This window comes from Streptomyces sp. NPDC050617 (assembly GCF_040654795.1).
Lineage (GTDB): Bacteria > Actinomycetota > Actinomycetes > Streptomycetales > Streptomycetaceae > Streptomyces.
In genome coordinates, this window is sequence record NZ_JBFAIS010000002.1 from 79,028 (window position 1) to 94,764 (window position 15,737).

Here is a 15,737-nt window from a genome sequence, read left to right on the forward strand (position 1 = left end):
CCCGCCGGCCGCCCCCGCGCTCTCCTCACGCTCCGCGCGCCCGTCCCGGCCCTCGGTGTTCACGTCCACCCCAACTCCCTGGTACTTCCGCTGTGCGCGGCGGGCCTGGGCCCGTCGTTACGTTCCGCCTCGGCCACGCGCAGGCCGGGCCCCCGCCCCTGGGGGCGCGGCCCGGCCTGCGCTCGGGGGCTACTTCGCCCCGGCCGCCGCGCCGTTGAGCTGCGCGCCGCCCGGCTGTCCGCCGTTGAGCCGCGCCGGACCCGCCAGGTCCGTGAGCTTCACATCGGCGAGCCCGCCCGCCTTCGCGGACTCCAGCAGGCCCTTGAGGGCGCCCGCCTGCGGGCCGCCGCCCGCGATGAGCTTGGTCAGCGCCCCGGCGATCGTCAGATCGCGCACGCCGTCCGCGCCCAGGCCGCTCAGCATCGCGCCGAGGTCCTGCGTGAAGGTCGAGCCGTCCTTGTCCAGCCACGGGCCGGCCATGGTCCGCACCGACTCGGAGTTGCCGACGAAGGCGTCCACGCCCTTGCCCAGCGCGATGGAGTTCACGAGGCGGTCGAAGAAGACGCTCTCCCCGCCGACGATGTCGATCTTCGCGTTCTCCAGGCCGGTGGCGAGCACCGTGGCCTGCGCCTCGGCGACCTGCCGGTGCACGTCGATGCCGGCCAGCCGGACGTCCTTCTCGGCCTCCAGGCGGAGCCGGAACTCCTCGTGACCGCGGCTCGCCGCGTCCAGCGCGGCCATCGCCGCCGCCTTCTCCGTGAGCCCCTCGGCCTCGGCCTTCAGCTTCTGCTTCAGCCCCTCGGCACCCGCGAACGCCTTCTCCTTGGCGACCTCCGCCTCGGCGCGGCCGACCTTCGCGATGGCCTCGGCGTTGCGCTCGCGCACCTCCGCCTCGGCGAGCCCGACGGCCGCGGCGTCCGCGCGCTTGCCCTCGGCCAGCTGTACGGCGGCCTGCGCGTCGAGGTCGGCGGCCTTGCGCCGGGCCTCGGCCATGGCCAGCGTCTCGGCGGCCCGGTGGCCGGCCGCCTGCTCGGCGGCCTCCGCCGCCTTGATGTCCTTGACCAGCCGCTCCTGCGCCTCGGCCTCGGCCCGGATGATCAGCGCCTGGCGCTCCCGCTCGGCCTCCTCGACCGTACGGAGCTTCTTGATCTCCTCCTCCTGGGCGGCGACGGTCTTCTCGACCGCGATGCGCTCCCGGACGACGTCCGCGATCTCCCGCTTCTCGGCCTCGACCTCCTTGTCGGCGGCGATGCGCCGCAGCTGCGTCTCCCGCTCGCGGGCGATGACCTCCAGCAGCCGGTCCTTCTCGATGCGCTCGTTCTCGATGGCGATGACGCGCTCACGGTTCTTCTGCGCCACGGCGACCTCGCGGTCGCGGTTCTCGCCCTGGATGCCGAGCGCTTCCTCGGTCTTGATGTGCGCGCTGTGCGACCGCAGCCGCTCCTCGGCCTGCACCCGCGCCGTCTCGGCCTCTTCCTTGGCCCGTACGGTCTCGATCTCGCGGGTCTGCTTGACCTCGGCCTCCGCCTGGCGGCGCTCCAGCTCCAGGACCGCCTCGCGCGCCTCGACGTTCTGCCGGGTGATCTCCTTCTCCTCCGTGCGCTGGTACTCGTTGGTGCGCACGTGCTCGATCGCCGTCAGCTCGGTGATCTTGCGGATGCCCTGGGCGTCCAGGATGTTCGCGGAGTCGAGCTGCGCCATCGGCGTCTGCTCAAGGAAGTCGATCGCGGCGTCTTCGAGGTGGTAGCCGTTGAGGTCGGTGCCGATGACCGCGATGATGCGGTCCCGGAACTCCTCGCGCTTGGTGTAGAGGTCGACGAAGTCCAGCTGCTTGCCGACCGTCTTGAGCGCCTCGGAGAACTTCGCCGCGAAGAACTCCTGGAGCGTGCGCGGGTCGCTGGCGCGCTGGGTGCCGATGGCCTGGGCCACCTTCACGACGTCCTCGACGGTCTTGTTGACGCGCACGAAGAAATTGATGTGGATGTCGGCGCGGATGTTGTCCTGGCAGATCAGGCCCTCGCGGCCGGTGCGCCGGATCTCGATGGTCTTCACCGAGATGTCCATGTACTCGGCCTTGTGCAGCACCGGCAGCACCACGGCGCCGGTGAAGGTGACATCGACCCGTTTCGTCTTGGAGATGATCAGCGCCCTGCCCTGCTCGACCTTGCGGAACAGTCGGCTGACGGTGAACAGCACCCCGAGGGCGACGAGCAGCAGGACGGCGACGAGCACGCCGATCCCGATGGCGGTGGTATCCATGGCGGAACCTCTGTCGAATCAGTTGCGGTAAAGGGAAGTCCGTATAAACCCGTATAAAAGGGGGCCCGGCCGGTCAGTACGCCGGACTGCCGGGGTCGAGCGCCGTGCCGAACGGCGCTTCGAAGGCCCCGACGCGGAAGAACTCGCCGTCGGCGTCGTAGTCGAAGATCAGCGCCGTCGCGCCCGCGGCGAGCCCCGTCTCGTCCGTACGCACCTGGATGATCGCCGTGGAGCCGTCCTCGGCGGCCACCTCGGCCTGCCCGAACCGGCTGTCCACCCGGCCGGTGCGCACCACGCAGATCCGGCCGACGAAGTCCAGCCGCGAGGGCGGCCGTTCGTCGGGGAAGAGGCGGCGCAGCGGCCGTACGAGCACCCAGGTGACGGCCCAGGAGCCCACGACGGCGCCCGCCAGGACGCCCGCGCCGAGGAGCGTACGCGTCAGCCCCTGGGCGTCGATTTTCTCCAGCAGGACCGTTCCGGCGAGGGCGAGGAACCAGGCGAGGGCGGTCAGCAGCGACAGGACGACGGTGATCGGCACGCCGCCGAGGCCGACGGCTGCGACGAGGCCGGTGACCCCGCCGGGGCCGTCGGAGGCATGTCCGTCCGAGGAGTGTCCGTCGGAGAGGTCGTGGTGGCCGTGGCCGTCGGAGTCGATGCCGCCGACGAGGACGAGCAGCCAGTACGCGACGACGACCACCAGCGCGAAGCTGAACACGACGGCCGGGAAGCCGAGCGCGGCTGCGAGGAAGTCGTCCACAGACCCCGTCCCTTCGTCCTCTTGCTCGCGAACCCCCCATGGGGTCCGGCGATTGCGCGGGGACGGCGCCGTGGGCGGGCCTCGGCGCCGGTTCCGTTTCCGGAACCTGGCACCGAGGCCGTCCCCCGTGTCCCCCGTTGTTCCCCCATGTACATATTGGCAGGTGGGAACAGGCGTGCGCATTGCCGGATCCCGGCAATCTTTATGCTTCCCTGATGCCGGGTGCTGCCCCCTTCGGGCGTCTGCCACCCTGGAGACCGCGCGTTAAGAACCCGTCAAAGGCGCGTCAAGAGGTGGAGAGAGCACGTGACAAAGCCGGAGCCGACCGAGGACTACCTGGCCGGCTACGCCGAGCTGCTCACCGAGGTGTCGGCGACCGGCCGGCGGCTCAACCGCGCCGAACTGGAGTCGCGCCGCACCCTCGGCGAACGCGCCGGGGAGAGCGGCCACGGCCTGCGCACGCTCGTCGTCTCCCACCTCGCCGCCACCCGGGCCCTGTGGTCCGAGCTGCCCGCGCCGTCCGGCCCGGCCGCGGCGCGCGGCCTGCGCGCCACCGCCGAGTCCGTCCTTGCCGTGACCGAGCAGGCCATCGACGCCTTCGCCGAGGGGTACGAGCACGCGCAGCGGCTGGCCGTGCGGCAGGAGGAGGCCGCGCGCCGCGAGTTCATCGACGACCTGCTGTACGGGCGCAGCGACCTGGGCCGCCTCGCCGGGCGCGCCGAGCGGTTCGGGCTGCGGCTCGCCCACGCGCACGCCGTGGCCGTCGCCACGGGCCCGGAGCCGTACGACGACGCGCACCCGGCGATGCGCCGGGTGGAGACGGCGCTCAACGGCCGGTTCAGCGAGCGCCGCATCCTGCTGACCACCAAGGACGGCCGGCTGATCTGCGTGGCGCCGGCCGACGAGGACGACGTGCTGCGCTACTTCACCAAGCAGGCGCACGCCGCCACCGACGGCGGGCAGGTGGCCGTGGGCCGCCCGCACGAGGGCGCGGGCGGCGTCGTGCACTCCTACGAGGAGGCGCTGGGCGCGCTGGACCTCGCCGCGAAGATGGCCCTCGACGCGCCGGTGCTGCGCGCCGCCGACCTCCTCGTCTTCCCGGTCCTGACCCGCGACCGGCAGGCCCTGACCGATCTGGTGCGCTCCACGCTGGCCCCGCTGCGGGAGGCGCGCGGCGGCCCGGAGCCGCTGCTGGCGACGCTCGACGCGTACTTCGACTCCGGCTGCGTCGCCGCGGAGGCCGCCCGCCGTCTCGCCCTGAGCGTCCGGGCCTTCACCTACCGCCTCAAGCGCATCCACGAGCTGACGGGCTCCGACCCCGCCGACCCGATGCACCGCTACACCTTGCAGACCGCGGTGATCGGGGCCCGGCTGCTGGACTGGCCGCGGAAGGAGCTGTAGGCGCGGGGGCCGTGAGGCGTGCGGACGTGCCGGGGCCGGCCGTGGCGACGGGGGAAGGGGCGTGCCACGGCCGGCCTCGGGGGGCTGCTCAGCCCTGGTACTCGGCGTGCAGCAGCCAGTTGCGCGGGATGTTGGGGACATCCCGCGGGAACACCTCGTACGGCCAGCGGCCCTTGCCGATGCCCTCCTCGCCGGGCTCGTTCAGCCGGTTCACCTGCCAGCCGGACAGCGCGAAATAGCCCTCGGGGTCATCGGTGCCGAACAGCCACGGAATGCCGTCCGCCTTCAGGGCGCTCAGGAAGATCTGGGTGCCGATATTCTTCAGCAGCGATTCGCTCAATACGTCCAGCGCCACGTGGCTGCCCGGCGCGGAGCCCTCCGCGAGCAGGTCGAGCAGGGAGCGCACCTGGTCGTCGGTGAGGAAGAACAGCAGCGCCTCGGCCACCCACAGCGTCGGCTTCTCGGGGTCGAACCCGGCCTCGTACAGGGACGACAGCCACGGCTTGGTGAGGTCCGCGCCCACCACCCGCCGGTCCACGGACGGCTTGGCGTCCACCTCGGCCAGCCGCCGCTCCTTGACCTCGAAGAGCGCCGAGTGGTCCACCTCGTAGACGACGGCGTCGGTGGGCCAGGTGAGCCGGAAGGCCCGCGCGTCCATGCCGGCGGCGATGAGGACGACCTGGCGGATGCCGCCGTCGCGCACATGGGCGGCGATGGCGTCGTCCAGGTACTTGGTGCGGATGGACACGAAGTCCGCGAGCCCGCCGCCGCCGTACTTCTTCAGCAGCTCGAACCCGGTCTCCGAGGCGAGCGGGCGGGCCAGGTCGTCGCGGAAGAGCGCGTCGTCCCGTTCGGTCTCCAGGGCGCGGGCGGCCGCGGTCCACTGCGAGGTGTGCGAAACAGCTTCCATCTCTCGTCTTCCTCCGTACTCCGGTGTCACGGGCGTGGGCTGGGCGAAGGGAGCGGCCGGGGGCGGCGGGCTCACTCGCGCGGCCGGCGCCGGAACATGCTGTAGAGGGTCAGCCGCATGACCGGAAGGCCCTCGGCGTCGGTGAGTTCGCCCCGCTTGTGCAGGGTCGCGCAGTCCGGGCGGGTCATCGACGGGGTGATGCCGGTGACGGTGAGCCGCCCGGTGAGGATGTCGCCGGGGCGGGTCGGCCGCAGCCAGCGCAGCTCGTCGACGCCCGGCGAGCCCTCGACCGCCGCGCCGGGCAGCAGCGCGTCCACGTAGAGCCGCATGAACATGGCGCAGGTGTGCCAGCCGCTGGCCACCAGGCCGTGGAAGAGCGACTCCTCCCCCAACTCCGCGTCCACGTGGTACGGCTGGGGGTCGAACTTCCGGCCGAACTCGATGATCTCCTGCTCGGTGACCTTGTACGTACCGAGCTCGTACGTCCGGCCCTCTTCGTAGTCCTCGACGTAGCGCAGCATCTCTTCTCGTCTCCGCTCAGCCGACCGTGGCGCCCAGGTACTTCGCCTCGATCCGGTCCAGCGTGCGGAAGTCGTCGACGGCGAGGCTGTCGCGGTCGATGGGCTGCCCGCCGACCTCCTCCAGGAGGAAGAGGAACTCGGCGAAGGCGAGGGAGTCGATCAGCCGGTTGTCGATGAGGTCGAGGTCGGAGGCGATGTCACCGCGCTCCGGGTGGCGCTTGAGAATCCATGCCTTGACCTGGTCAATGGGGCGGGCCATGTCGGGGTGTCCTTCCGTGGGTTCGCTTCGGTATCGGTGCTGTTCGCTTCGGTACGTGAGCGTCAGCGGCGTACGGTCGCCACCGCGACGGCGAAGGCGAATCCGCCGTCGTGGCTGATGCTCAGGCTCAGGTCCGCGAGGCCGGCCGCGTCGGCGAGCCGCCGCGCCGCGCCGTGCAGCACGGCCTCGGGCCAGCCGCCGGGGGCCTTGCGGATCTCGATGGAGAGCCAGGGGAGGCTGCTCAGCGGCGTGTGGAACGTCTTGAAGACGGCTTCCTTGGCGGCGAGCCGGCCGGCCACGGCGGGCAGGAACGTGCCGTTGTCGGTGGCGCAGGCGCTCAGCTCGCCGGGGGTGAGGAGGGTGGCGAGGAAGCGCTCCCCGGAGCCGCGCACCATGCCCTCGACGCGGCTGACGGGGAGGATGTCCGCGCCGGTGCGCAGGGCGAGCCCGGAGAGCACTCCGGCGGCCGGCGGCGGGGAGGGGGCCGCCGCCGGGGAGGCGGCGACCGACGCCGAGGGGGCCGCCGGCGCGGCGGGGGCGGTCGTCACGTGACGGCCGCGCACGCGTCCTCGACGGCCGAGAACGCCTTGTCCCAGTCGCCGTCGTAGCGGTGCTCCAGGGCGAAGATCCAGCGCTCCAGGCCGAAGGCCACACAGCTGGTGAACACCGGCTCGTCCGTCGCCTCGATCCGGATGCCGCACCGCTCCCCGAAGAAGTTGCGGTGCACGTTGACCGAGGCGATGGCGGTCTCCGCGTAGACGAACTCGTGCTTCACAGGCGCGAGTTGCTGGAGCACGGCGCGGGAGCCGCCCTTGTCGTAGAAGGGGTCGGAGGCGACCTCCTTCTCCACCGGGAGCCCGGCGGCCTCGGCGAAGCCCCGCACCTGCTGCCCGTAGACGGCCAGGTGGTGCTGGGTGTGCTCGTACGTGCCGAGGGCCACGATCTCCCGCATATGGAAGCCCAGCAGGCGGCGCAGCCCCTCGTACCGGTCCTCGTTGCGGTAGCAGCGGCCGAGCACCGTCACCGTCCGCGCGCCGTCGACCGACTGCCCGGCGTGGTGCAGGAAGACGCCGTAGCAGGCCGCCGACGGCAGGGCGAGGGCGGCGGGTCCGAGGCTGTCGGGGGCGAAGGAGCCCGTACGGGCCTCGGCGGCGCGACCGGCTGTGTCGGCGACGTCCAGGGTGGAGGCGACGACGGCGAGTTGCGGAAAGTTCTCGTAAAAGTCGAGGGCGGCCAGGTCGGCGACCGGTAGCAGCGGCGGCATCGTCAGCGGCAGCGCGCCGCGCCGCTCACCCCACCCCCGAAAGGTCTCGTCCAGGAGGTTCAGGAGCTGGGTGGCCTCGGGGCCGAGCGCTGCGAGGCCGGGGGACGGCCGGTGCGCCGGGGCGGTCGAGGACATGAGATCACCTCTTTCCTTGTCGCGGACGTACTGTGCACGGACTCTTCGGCGCGGACTCTTCTGCGCGGGCTCTTCGGCGCAAGCTCTTCGGCGCGGGCTCGCTGCTCGCGGGAGCTCGCGTCGGCTCGCCAATGCCTCGCCGGAAGCGGAACTCTGTTTATCGGGTGGGCGTCCGGCCCCGTCAGGCGACGAGCGGCAGTTCCTCGTCCTCGAATATCCCGGCCTTCGCGAAGAAGCCCATCGGCTTGCGCACGGCCTTCCGCTCATGGGCCCGGCGCGCGGGGTCCTCCAGGACCCGCCTGCGGAATCCCAGCGGGTCGCTGATGCCCGCGTCCTTGTACACCTGCGGGTTGTAGAAGGACTGCAGGCTGTAGGCGATGTAGCGCTTGAGATAATCGGCGACCTCGCGGCGCTGTTCCGCGTCGAGGCGTTCGCGCAGCGGTTCGTAGAGGAGCGAGACGAGTTCGCGGCCGAATGCGATGTGCCGGGATTCGTCGCGGTGGTGTATCCGGTTGACCTGGCGAATCGTGTCGTGGAGGTGTTCGTCGTCCGCCATGGTCAGGTTGTAATGGTCGACGATCTCCTCGAAGAGGAGAATGCGCGAGAACACCAGGAAGTGCTCCACGTCCACATCGGCGTCGCCGGAGCCGGCCGCCTTGAACGGAACGGCCGTCGGGTAGAGCTTTCCGCCGTAGCGCAGGCAGAATTCGGCGAAGAACCACATGTGTTCGTTCTCTTCGCCGATGAAGTGGTGGAAGAAGTCCGAGGGCACCTCGAAGCCGGGCATATGGATGCGGTTGACCACCTCGGTGAGCAGCTCGCGAATGCCGTGGACATTCAGGCTGTAGAAGTTCACGCTCTCCCAGCGGCTCAACTCCGTCAACTGGGCCGCGGTGAGCTCCTCCCCCGCCGCCGTGCCGTGCGTGCTGGTCAGCTCGCGCGTCATCCAGGGCACATCGGTGGGCAGCGCGTCCGGCCAGGCGAACGTCTTGTAAGGGTTGTAATAATCCTGGATGGCCTTTTCCTGGAGCCTGGCCAGGATTTTTCCGAACCTCTCCGTGGCCAGGGTGTCGACGGCGGCCATACACTCTCTCCTTTGCTGTGCCACTCGGCGGTAAACGCCGGAACGGAAACGCATGCCGACGGCCGGACATGGGCATGCGTCCGGGCGGCCGGATTGCCTTTTACGCGATCTTCGCAGTCCGGACATACATGTGTGGTGGCGGCACTTACCTTTGGGGAGTACCTTGCTGGCGTGGTCTGGGGGGCCCGTTCTCTTGGCATCCCGGCCATGCGCCACACACTAGACACGACGAGTCGGACCCGGGAAGTGCCAAGATCGCAAGGGTGATGCGCGAGACGCATCGGCCCAGGTGAAAGACGGGGGAGACGATAGATGGCGAAGCTCAGCGGAAGTTCTGATCTTGAACTCAGGCACTTACGATCTTTTCTCACGCTGGTCGAGCACCGCAGTTTCCGGGGAGCCGCCGAGGCGCTCTGGGCCTCTCAGTCGGCGCTCAGCCGGACTATTGCGCAAATGGAACACATCGTCGGTCAAAAACTGATCGAACGCGGACATAATGGCGTGTCGTTATCGGCGGCGGGAGAGCGGTTTCTGCCCTACGCGGCACGCGCCGTGGCCGCCGCCGACGACGCCGTCAAGGCCACCGCCTCCCGATGCTCGACACTGCGCGTCGGCTTCTCCTGGAACGCGCTGGGCCGGGACACCGCCCCGCTCATCAAGGAGTTCGAGGAACAGAATCCGGGCGCGCGGGTGGAGTTGCGGCGCATCGACGACGTGCCGTACGCGGGCCTGGAGGACGGCCGCAGCCACGCCGCCATCCTGCGGGGCACGCTGACGGACCCGGCCATCAAGCATGTGCGGCTGTACGAGGAGTCACGCGTCGCCGCCCTGCCCAAAGGGCACCCGGCGGCGGTGCTGCGCGAGGTGACGCTGGACGACATCCGGCACGACCCGCTCGTACTCAACCTCATCTCGGGCACCACGATGCGCACCATCTGGAAGGACGGCGGGAGCACGGACCGGCCGGTGATCGGCGTGCACAATCTGGAGGAGTGGCTGGAGGCCATCGCCGCCGGGCGCGGGATAGGGCTGTCCAGCGCGCTGACGCCGTGTCTGCACCCGCACCCCTGGGTGGTGTACCGGCCGGTCGTGGACGCGCCGCCGCTGCCGGTCCTGCTCTGCTGGGACGCGGTGCGCCCGCATCCCCTCACCCCGCGGTTCGTGGCCCTGGCCCGCTCCCGGACGAAGGGCGGGCCCGTCTGCGACCCGCTGCACCCGACCACGCTGGACGCCGCCGCGGCCGGCGCCGCCCCGCCGGACGCCACCGCGCGCACGGATACCGCCGTGCGCACGGGCGCCGCGCGCGAGGCCGGGCCGCCGGCCGGCTCCACGTTCACCACGGTGCGCTGGAAGCCCGTGCGCTCCGGGTCCGTACCACCCGATCGACGGTGATGTCGACGACCCGCTCGACCTCCAACCCCCAAACCGTGCGCGGTGGTTCGTGCTCGATGGCCGCGCGGCCGGTGAGCTGGACCGTGTCGCCGGTGGCGAAGTCGCGGAGGACGAGGCCGACGCGGGGGTCGCTCCACAGGTTCCCGAGCGTGTTGAACATGGCGTTGCCCGCGTAGTCCGGGAGCTGCACGCGGTTCGGCCCGGCGACCCGTAGGAAGCCGGCCGGGCCGCCCCGGTGCGAGACGTCGGCCCCCGCCTCCGGGTGCTTCGTCGCGATGAACAGGGTGTCCGCGCGGCTGATCAACTCCGTGTCCCAGTAGCCCAGTTCACGGTGGGACGTGGTGCGCCTGCCGTGCGCGAGGAGGCCGGTGTCGAGCGGGCGTCGGTGGATGAAGCGGGGGCAGTTCCCGTACGCCTCGTCCACGCCCAGCTCGATCAGCCGGGGGCCCCAGGAGCGGACGCGGCCGTTGACGCGCAGCCGGCGTCTTCGGGTGAAGTCCATGGCGATGAGGCCCACGGGGTCGCCGGGCTCGCGGGGGCCGATGGGGTCGTCGGGGCTCAGGTCGCTGGTGGGGAGTTCGGCTTCCCCCGAGGAGTCAGGGGCGTCGGGGGCCGCCGAGGCGTCGGGAATTGCCGAGGCTTCGGGAGTTGGCGGGGCGTCGGGGGTTGCCGGGGCGTCGGGTGCGTTCGCCTCCGGCCGCCCGAGGACGCGCACCGAGCCCGGTGAGGCCCGTACGAACCCCGCCTCGCCGAGCAGCACCGACGCCCACATCCGGCCCTCCGCGTCGGCCGCGCCCAGCGCGACGCAGGACACGGACGACAGGAACGCCTGGGCCGTCAGCTCGACGCGCGTGCCGTGGATGACGGAGACCCGGTCGGCCTCCGCCTCGACCCCGGCGGCCCGCTGAACGGCCCGTTCGCCCTCGTGGTAGATGGCGTCGGGCGATACGGCCTCGCGGGGGGCCGTACGGCCCCGGGGCGCGGGACTCACGCCGGCCCCCGGCCCGGCGTCGGCGCGGGGGCCTCGTCCGCGGCCGTCGCACCGCCGGTCGGACGGCCGTTCGCCGCGGACCGCTCGGCCGCCGCCGGGCGGCCGTCCGGCTTCGGCGCCGCGTCGCGCACCGGCGTCGCCGCCGGGTCGCGCAGGGCGGTCACGACCACCAGCAGGCTGAGTACGGTCGTGCCGGCGGCGACGGCGAAGGACGTCGGGTACCCGGCATGACCGGCGATCAGCCCGCCGAGGGGGCCCGCGGCCATGATGCCGAGGTCCCAGTACGAGGTCATGACGCCGACGGAGGTGCCCGGCCGCAGGGCGCCCGTGCGGTGCAGGGTCATGGCGACCGTGGCCGGGTACATGAGGGCGACGCCCGCGCCGGCGAGGACGGTGCCGGCCAGCGCGAGCACCTCGTTCCCCGTACCCGCGATCAGCAGCAGGCCGACGGCCTCCACGACGAGGGAGCCGAGCGCGACCCGCACCCCGCCCTTGCGGTCGACCAGCGGAGAGCCGAGGGCGCGGGCGAGCAGGAAGCCCGCGGCGAACACGGCGAGGGCCGCGCTCTCGCCGCCGATCCCGTCGTGGTGCAAGTGCAGGACGAGCAGGGCGTTGACGGTGCCGTACCCGTAGCTGGAGAGGCCGAAGGCCAGGCCCGGCAGCGACGCGCCCACGGGCACGATCTCGCGGAAGCCCTTCGGCAGCGGGGAGAGCCCGTCGTCGTTGCGGTTGTCGCCGGAGGTGGTGAGCACGAGGACGGCGGAGGCGATGCCGAGCACGATCACGCCCCACCACACGCCGTCGTATCCGCTCAGCCGGTTGAGGCCGACGGCGACGACGGGGCCGAGCGCCAGCCCGCCCCACATCGACAGGCCGAACCAGCCCGCCACCCGGCCCCGGCGCTGCGGCGGCGTGTCCGCGAGCACCCAGGGAATGGCGCCCGAGAACAGCGCGGCCTCGCCGACGCCCATGATCAGCCGGGCCGCCATCAAGGTGCCCGGATTGGGCGCGACGAGGTGCCCCGCGCCGCCGATCGCGCCGAGCACGCCGCCGGTCGCCACGACCGGGCGGGCGAACCCGGCGTCGGCGAGCCGGCCGGCGAAGGGCCGCGCGCAGGCGGTGGCCAGGAAGGCGATGCCCACGACCGTGCCGGCGATCAGCGGGCCGCCGTGGAAGTGCTGGACGACATAGGACGGCAGCGACTGGAGGGTGGCGCCCAGCGCCATGTACCCGCAGAGCACCGCTGCCCACAGCCGCCGGACGGGGACCGGTGGGCGAGCCATCACAGGCGTCACTGGCGTCATACGGGAGAAGATACCGTACGGGACCATCTCTGGGAAGTGAGACGGTACGTTACCTTCTTGCCCGGCCCTCGCCTAGAATGTCCGTATGCCAGTCAAGGCGGGAACCACGATCGACCCGCGCGCCACCCGCGCCCGCGTGCTGGCCAGCGCTGTCCAGCTGTTCTACGAGCGGGGCGTGCACGACGTCGGCGTCGACGAGATCGCCCAGCACGCGGGCGCGTCGAAGCTGACGATCTACCGCAACTTCGGCTCCAAGGACGGCCTGGTCGAAGCGGTCCTCCAGGACCGCAGCGACCGCATCCACCTCTGGCTCACGGGCCAGTTGGCGGCGACGGAGGCCGGGCGGGAGCGGGTGCTGGCCCTGTTCGACCTGCTCACCGTCTGGTACGCCAGGGACGGCTACCGGGGCTGCGCCGTCGTCAACACCGCCGTGGAGACCCGGCACCAGGACGGCCCCGTGCGGCAGCTCCCCCGGCTCCATCTCGCCCGCTACCGCGAGCTCCTGGAGCGCCTGCTCACCGAGGCGGGCATCGACCGGCCGGCCGGTCTCGCCCGGCAGCTGCTGATCCTCATCGAGGGCGCCACCACGATCACCGCCATCGACGGCGAACCGAGCGCGGGCGAGGACGCGCGGGCCACGGCGGAACTGCTGCTCGACGCGGCTACGGCCGGGGGCCGCTGAGGGATGCCGGCGCTGCGGCCGGGGCCGCTGAAGGGTCCCGGCGCCGCGGCTCAACCCCCGCCCGTTAGCGATCTGTTAGTGGATCACCAATGGCGCGCGGCAGGCTGGTGGGAGATCGACCGATCATGACCCCGAGCCAGCTCAAGGGGGAACCCCTCATGTCCTTCACCAGCTCCTACGGACGCCACCAGGTCCGCCGCGCCGTCGTCGCCTCCGTGATCGCCGCCGCGGCCATCGGCCTGACGGCGACCGTCAGCGACGCCGCGCCCGCGCACGGCAGCACCGCGACGGCCGAAGCCCACCACGCCTCCACCGCCGACGCCGGCGCCAAGGGCGTGAACGGCACGTGGCGCGGCACCCTGAAGTACCTCGCGCCCGGCAAGGTGACCGTGGCCCCCAAGTCCGGCGGGATGGAGCAGGCCTTCTACGTCGGCCCGCACACCAAGGTCCTCGGCGCGGCCGCGATCTGCGGCGGCGCCGACGGCACGGTCACCATCGACAGCAAGGGCTACGGCACCAAGCCGTGCACCCTCAAGCAGCTGACGAAGGCCGCGAAGACGAACGCCGTCGAGGTCCGCGCCACCGTAAAGAACGGCGCGGCGACCACGATCGCCGAGCACTACCACCCGTAGGCGGCGGCTCGCCGCAGAAGCGGACCGGCGGACAGCGGCGCGGCGGCGCCGCCGTCCGCCGGCTTCAGTTGCGGGGGCAGTTGCGGGGTCAGTCCCGCCGTCGCCGCTTCTTGACCGCCTGGCGCGCCCCGTACGCCACCGGGGGCACGATGAGCAGCCAGTACCAGGCCCCGGTGAGGACCATCAGCACCACCGCGATGACACCGGCCGCCGGGAACATCCCGTAGACGGCCGCGGCGGCGGCGCCGCTCAGCCTGGCCGGGGCCGAACCCTCCGGCCGCGTCGCCGGGGCACCGTCGCCGGACCGCGTCGCCGGGGCCGGCGACTGCCCGGCCGCCGGGACCGGAAGGCCCGGCTCCGCCGCGTCGAACACCGGGTGCGGCTGCGGCAGATCGTCGAAGAGCCGCAGCAGTTCGTCGCGCGAGGCGGCGGCCCGCGCGCTGTCCGACCGGTTCTCGAACTCCGCGTCCGTCAGCCGCCCTTGCACCACATGCTCGGTCAATGCCTCGACTGCCTGGTCCCGCTCCCGCGTACTGGCCCGTACGCCCGGCAGACTCCCCACTGGAGCATTCCCCCTCGACTCGCTCTGCCTGCGGAAACCGCCTCCCGGCGATCTCCTCGGCCGTCCAGCGTACGCGGGCTGCGGCGAGGCGCCAGGGGTGCGCCGCGCCCGTCCTGAGATGCCGATCACAATAGGGCGGGGGGGCAGTCGACGCACGTGCCGTCCCCCGCGACCACCAGGTACGACACCCCACGGAGGAGACAGCCATGGCCGAACGCCCGACCGACGAGGAGATCCTGCGGGCCGTCCGCAGGATCCACGCGCTCGAAGAGCGCCACGACCGGCTGGCGGCCCGCGTGACCGAGCTCCGGGTACCGGCCGACGAGGCGGAACTGGCCGAGCGGAACCGGGCGGGCGACCAGATGGCCAAGGCCGCCGAGACGCTCGTCATCGAGTCGATCCAGGTGCTGGAGGAGATCGGCATGGTGATGGCGGCCCAGGCCGTCGAGGCCATGGCCGCCGCCGAGGGCATCCCCATGGACTCCGGCCTGCCGCAGCACGAGGAGCCCCCGCTGTTCTGACGGCGTACGGGCGCCCCCGGGGGTGGGGCGCCCGTACGCGCGCGGTTCCGGGCCGCGGGCCAGCGTCATCCGGCCCGCGGCCCGGCGGAAGGGGCGGCACGGGGGACCGCCCCGGCTCGGAAGCGCCGGGCTCGGGGGATCGCCCGGCTCAGGGGCTCGCCGGGTCGAAGCCGTAGTGCGGGAAGCCGTCGCCGCCGCGGTGGTCGCGGCGGTAGACGTAGAGGGCCTGCACGCGCCACGCGTCCGGCGCGTCGCCGTCCTGCTCGGCCGGGCACTGCCGGACCACCTGGACGACGCTCGGCCGCCCGGCGACCTGGATGCGGGTGCCGTCGGCCGGGCCGCCCCGCAGCACGGCCGTCTCCCAGGCCGACGCGTCGGCCGGCCCGTCCAGCACCGCCGTCTCCCACACCATCGTGATCTCCCACCCGTCGTTTACGGCTGCTACGGCTCGGCTCCCGCGGACCGCGCACTGCGAAGCCTACGCTTCAATAATTGCGCAAGTGAGAAACTAGGCTGAATTTCTTCCGCCGGACCGTCTGCCCGGACTCCCCGCCCCTTGCCCGGACCGTCCGCCCGGACCGCCTGCCGGCCCCGGTCAGTCGCGCCGACGGCTGAACATCCGCCGCACCGCGCGCACGATCAGCCAGATCACCAGCACCACCACGAGGATGATGACGATCACCAGCACCAGCAGGAAGATGCCGAGCTTCTTGAAGAACCCGGCCTTCTTCTTCTTGGGCTTCTCCGCCGAGGCCAGCGCCTGCTGACCCTCCGACGCCGCCACGCGAGCCGCGGGAGCGGCGGCGGCGACCGGGGCCGACGCGGCGCCCGCGCCGTCGGCGGCCACCGCCTGCCGGGCGGATACGGCCAGGACCTGATCGACCGGCGCGGCCGAGGCCGCAGCGGGGGCGCCCGCCACGAGCGCGCCGATCAGCAACGCCAGCACCGCGACCGCCCGGCCCCGCCGCCCGGCGGGCGCCGCAGCCGGTATGCGGGCCTCGTTCCGGCCCTCATCGCACCGTCGTACCGTGTTCACTGGCGTCCTCACATCTCATTCGTGGTG

At 72.3% G+C, this 15,737-nt stretch carries 18 protein-coding genes; 5 read left to right on the forward strand and 13 right to left on the reverse strand.

All coding sequences use genetic code 11. The features are described from left to right. Window positions 1-189 precede the first annotated feature (189 nt). Together AB0I49_RS03000 and AB0I49_RS03005 are read right to left on the reverse strand one after the other, a co-directional pair. Window positions 190-2,259: a flotillin family protein gene (locus AB0I49_RS03000; RefSeq protein ID WP_363225034.1), complete on the reverse strand. Its 2,070-nt coding sequence runs from the start codon at window positions 2,257-2,259 to the stop codon at window positions 190-192. A 73-nt stretch (window positions 2,260-2,332) separates the two neighbouring features. After that, entirely contained in the window at window positions 2,333-3,016 is a 684-nt protein-coding gene (locus tag AB0I49_RS03005) for a hypothetical protein (RefSeq protein ID WP_363225035.1), read from the reverse strand. Between the two features lie 306 nt (window positions 3,017-3,322). On the opposite strand from AB0I49_RS03005, the gene AB0I49_RS03010 reads away from it, so the two are divergent. Next, the gene (locus AB0I49_RS03010) at window positions 3,323-4,417 is read left to right on the forward strand and encodes a helix-turn-helix domain-containing protein (protein ID WP_363225036.1); all 1,095 of its coding nucleotides are present in this window, start codon (window positions 3,323-3,325) and stop codon (window positions 4,415-4,417) included. An 88-nt stretch (window positions 4,418-4,505) separates the two neighbouring features. Here AB0I49_RS03010 and AB0I49_RS03015 read toward each other — a convergent pair whose 3' ends face one another. From AB0I49_RS03015 to AB0I49_RS03040, 6 genes are all read right to left on the reverse strand, one after another. Beyond that, window positions 4,506-5,327: an SAM-dependent methyltransferase gene (locus tag AB0I49_RS03015; protein ID WP_363225037.1), complete on the reverse strand. Its 822-nt coding sequence runs from the start codon at window positions 5,325-5,327 to the stop codon at window positions 4,506-4,508. Between the two features lie 71 nt (window positions 5,328-5,398). Further along, window positions 5,399-5,848, reverse strand: coding sequence for a MaoC family dehydratase (locus AB0I49_RS03020; protein ID WP_363225038.1), 450 nt, complete (start codon window positions 5,846-5,848; stop codon window positions 5,399-5,401). Between the two features lie 16 nt (window positions 5,849-5,864). After that, window positions 5,865-6,107, reverse strand: coding sequence for an acyl carrier protein (locus tag AB0I49_RS03025; protein WP_363225039.1), 243 nt, complete (start codon window positions 6,105-6,107; stop codon window positions 5,865-5,867). A gap of 62 nt (window positions 6,108-6,169) precedes the next feature. Next, window positions 6,170-6,670, reverse strand: a complete 501-nt coding sequence (gene acpS, locus AB0I49_RS03030; RefSeq protein ID WP_363225040.1) for a holo-ACP synthase — start codon at window positions 6,668-6,670, stop codon at window positions 6,170-6,172. Continuing rightward, window positions 6,652-7,506, reverse strand: coding sequence for a hypothetical protein (locus AB0I49_RS03035; RefSeq protein WP_363225041.1), 855 nt, complete (start codon window positions 7,504-7,506; stop codon window positions 6,652-6,654). Before AB0I49_RS03035 ends, acpS begins: the two co-directional genes overlap by 19 nt. Window positions 7,507-7,687: 181 nt before the next feature. Beyond that, window positions 7,688-8,590 (reverse strand): diiron oxygenase, encoded by a 903-nt coding sequence (locus AB0I49_RS03040; protein WP_363225042.1) that lies wholly within the window; start codon window positions 8,588-8,590, stop codon window positions 7,688-7,690. A gap of 312 nt (window positions 8,591-8,902) precedes the next feature. On the opposite strand from AB0I49_RS03040, the gene AB0I49_RS03045 reads away from it, so the two are divergent. Beyond that, window positions 8,903-9,982, forward strand: coding sequence for a LysR family transcriptional regulator (locus tag AB0I49_RS03045; RefSeq protein ID WP_363225043.1), 1,080 nt, complete (start codon window positions 8,903-8,905; stop codon window positions 9,980-9,982). Here AB0I49_RS03045 and AB0I49_RS03050 read toward each other — a convergent pair. Both AB0I49_RS03050 and AB0I49_RS03055 read right to left on the reverse strand, forming a co-directional pair. Continuing rightward, the gene (locus AB0I49_RS03050) at window positions 9,924-10,973 is read right to left on the reverse strand and encodes a pyridoxamine 5'-phosphate oxidase family protein (protein WP_363225044.1); all 1,050 of its coding nucleotides are present in this window, start codon (window positions 10,971-10,973) and stop codon (window positions 9,924-9,926) included. The two genes, AB0I49_RS03045 and AB0I49_RS03050, sit on opposite strands and share 59 nt — an antisense overlap. Next, the gene (locus tag AB0I49_RS03055) at window positions 10,970-12,256 is read right to left on the reverse strand and encodes an MFS transporter (protein ID WP_363225046.1); all 1,287 of its coding nucleotides are present in this window, start codon (window positions 12,254-12,256) and stop codon (window positions 10,970-10,972) included. The genes AB0I49_RS03050 and AB0I49_RS03055 overlap by 4 nt, the downstream gene beginning before the upstream one ends. Window positions 12,257-12,362: 106 nt before the next feature. Between AB0I49_RS03055 and AB0I49_RS03060 the strand changes: the two genes are divergently transcribed. Then, entirely contained in the window at window positions 12,363-12,959 is a 597-nt protein-coding gene (locus tag AB0I49_RS03060) for a TetR/AcrR family transcriptional regulator (protein WP_363225047.1), read from the forward strand. 125 nt (window positions 12,960-13,084) lie between these two features. After that, window positions 13,085-13,591 (forward strand): hypothetical protein, encoded by a 507-nt coding sequence (locus tag AB0I49_RS03065; protein ID WP_363225048.1) that lies wholly within the window; start codon window positions 13,085-13,087, stop codon window positions 13,589-13,591. An 88-nt stretch (window positions 13,592-13,679) separates the two neighbouring features. Here AB0I49_RS03065 and AB0I49_RS03070 read toward each other — a convergent pair whose 3' ends face one another. Next, the gene (locus tag AB0I49_RS03070) at window positions 13,680-14,153 is read right to left on the reverse strand and encodes a DUF1707 domain-containing protein (RefSeq protein ID WP_363225049.1); all 474 of its coding nucleotides are present in this window, start codon (window positions 14,151-14,153) and stop codon (window positions 13,680-13,682) included. 206 nt (window positions 14,154-14,359) lie between these two features. Between AB0I49_RS03070 and AB0I49_RS03075 the strand changes: the two genes are divergently transcribed. Continuing rightward, window positions 14,360-14,674, forward strand: coding sequence for a hypothetical protein (locus AB0I49_RS03075; RefSeq protein WP_363225050.1), 315 nt, complete (start codon window positions 14,360-14,362; stop codon window positions 14,672-14,674). A gap of 148 nt (window positions 14,675-14,822) precedes the next feature. Here AB0I49_RS03075 and AB0I49_RS03080 read toward each other — a convergent pair whose 3' ends face one another. Together AB0I49_RS03080 and AB0I49_RS03085 are read right to left on the reverse strand one after the other, a co-directional pair. Then, window positions 14,823-15,086: a hypothetical protein gene (locus AB0I49_RS03080; RefSeq protein WP_363225051.1), complete on the reverse strand. Its 264-nt coding sequence runs from the start codon at window positions 15,084-15,086 to the stop codon at window positions 14,823-14,825. A 183-nt stretch (window positions 15,087-15,269) separates the two neighbouring features. Continuing rightward, window positions 15,270-15,710: a hypothetical protein gene (locus AB0I49_RS03085; RefSeq protein WP_363225052.1), complete on the reverse strand. Its 441-nt coding sequence runs from the start codon at window positions 15,708-15,710 to the stop codon at window positions 15,270-15,272. Window positions 15,711-15,737 lie beyond the last annotated feature (27 nt).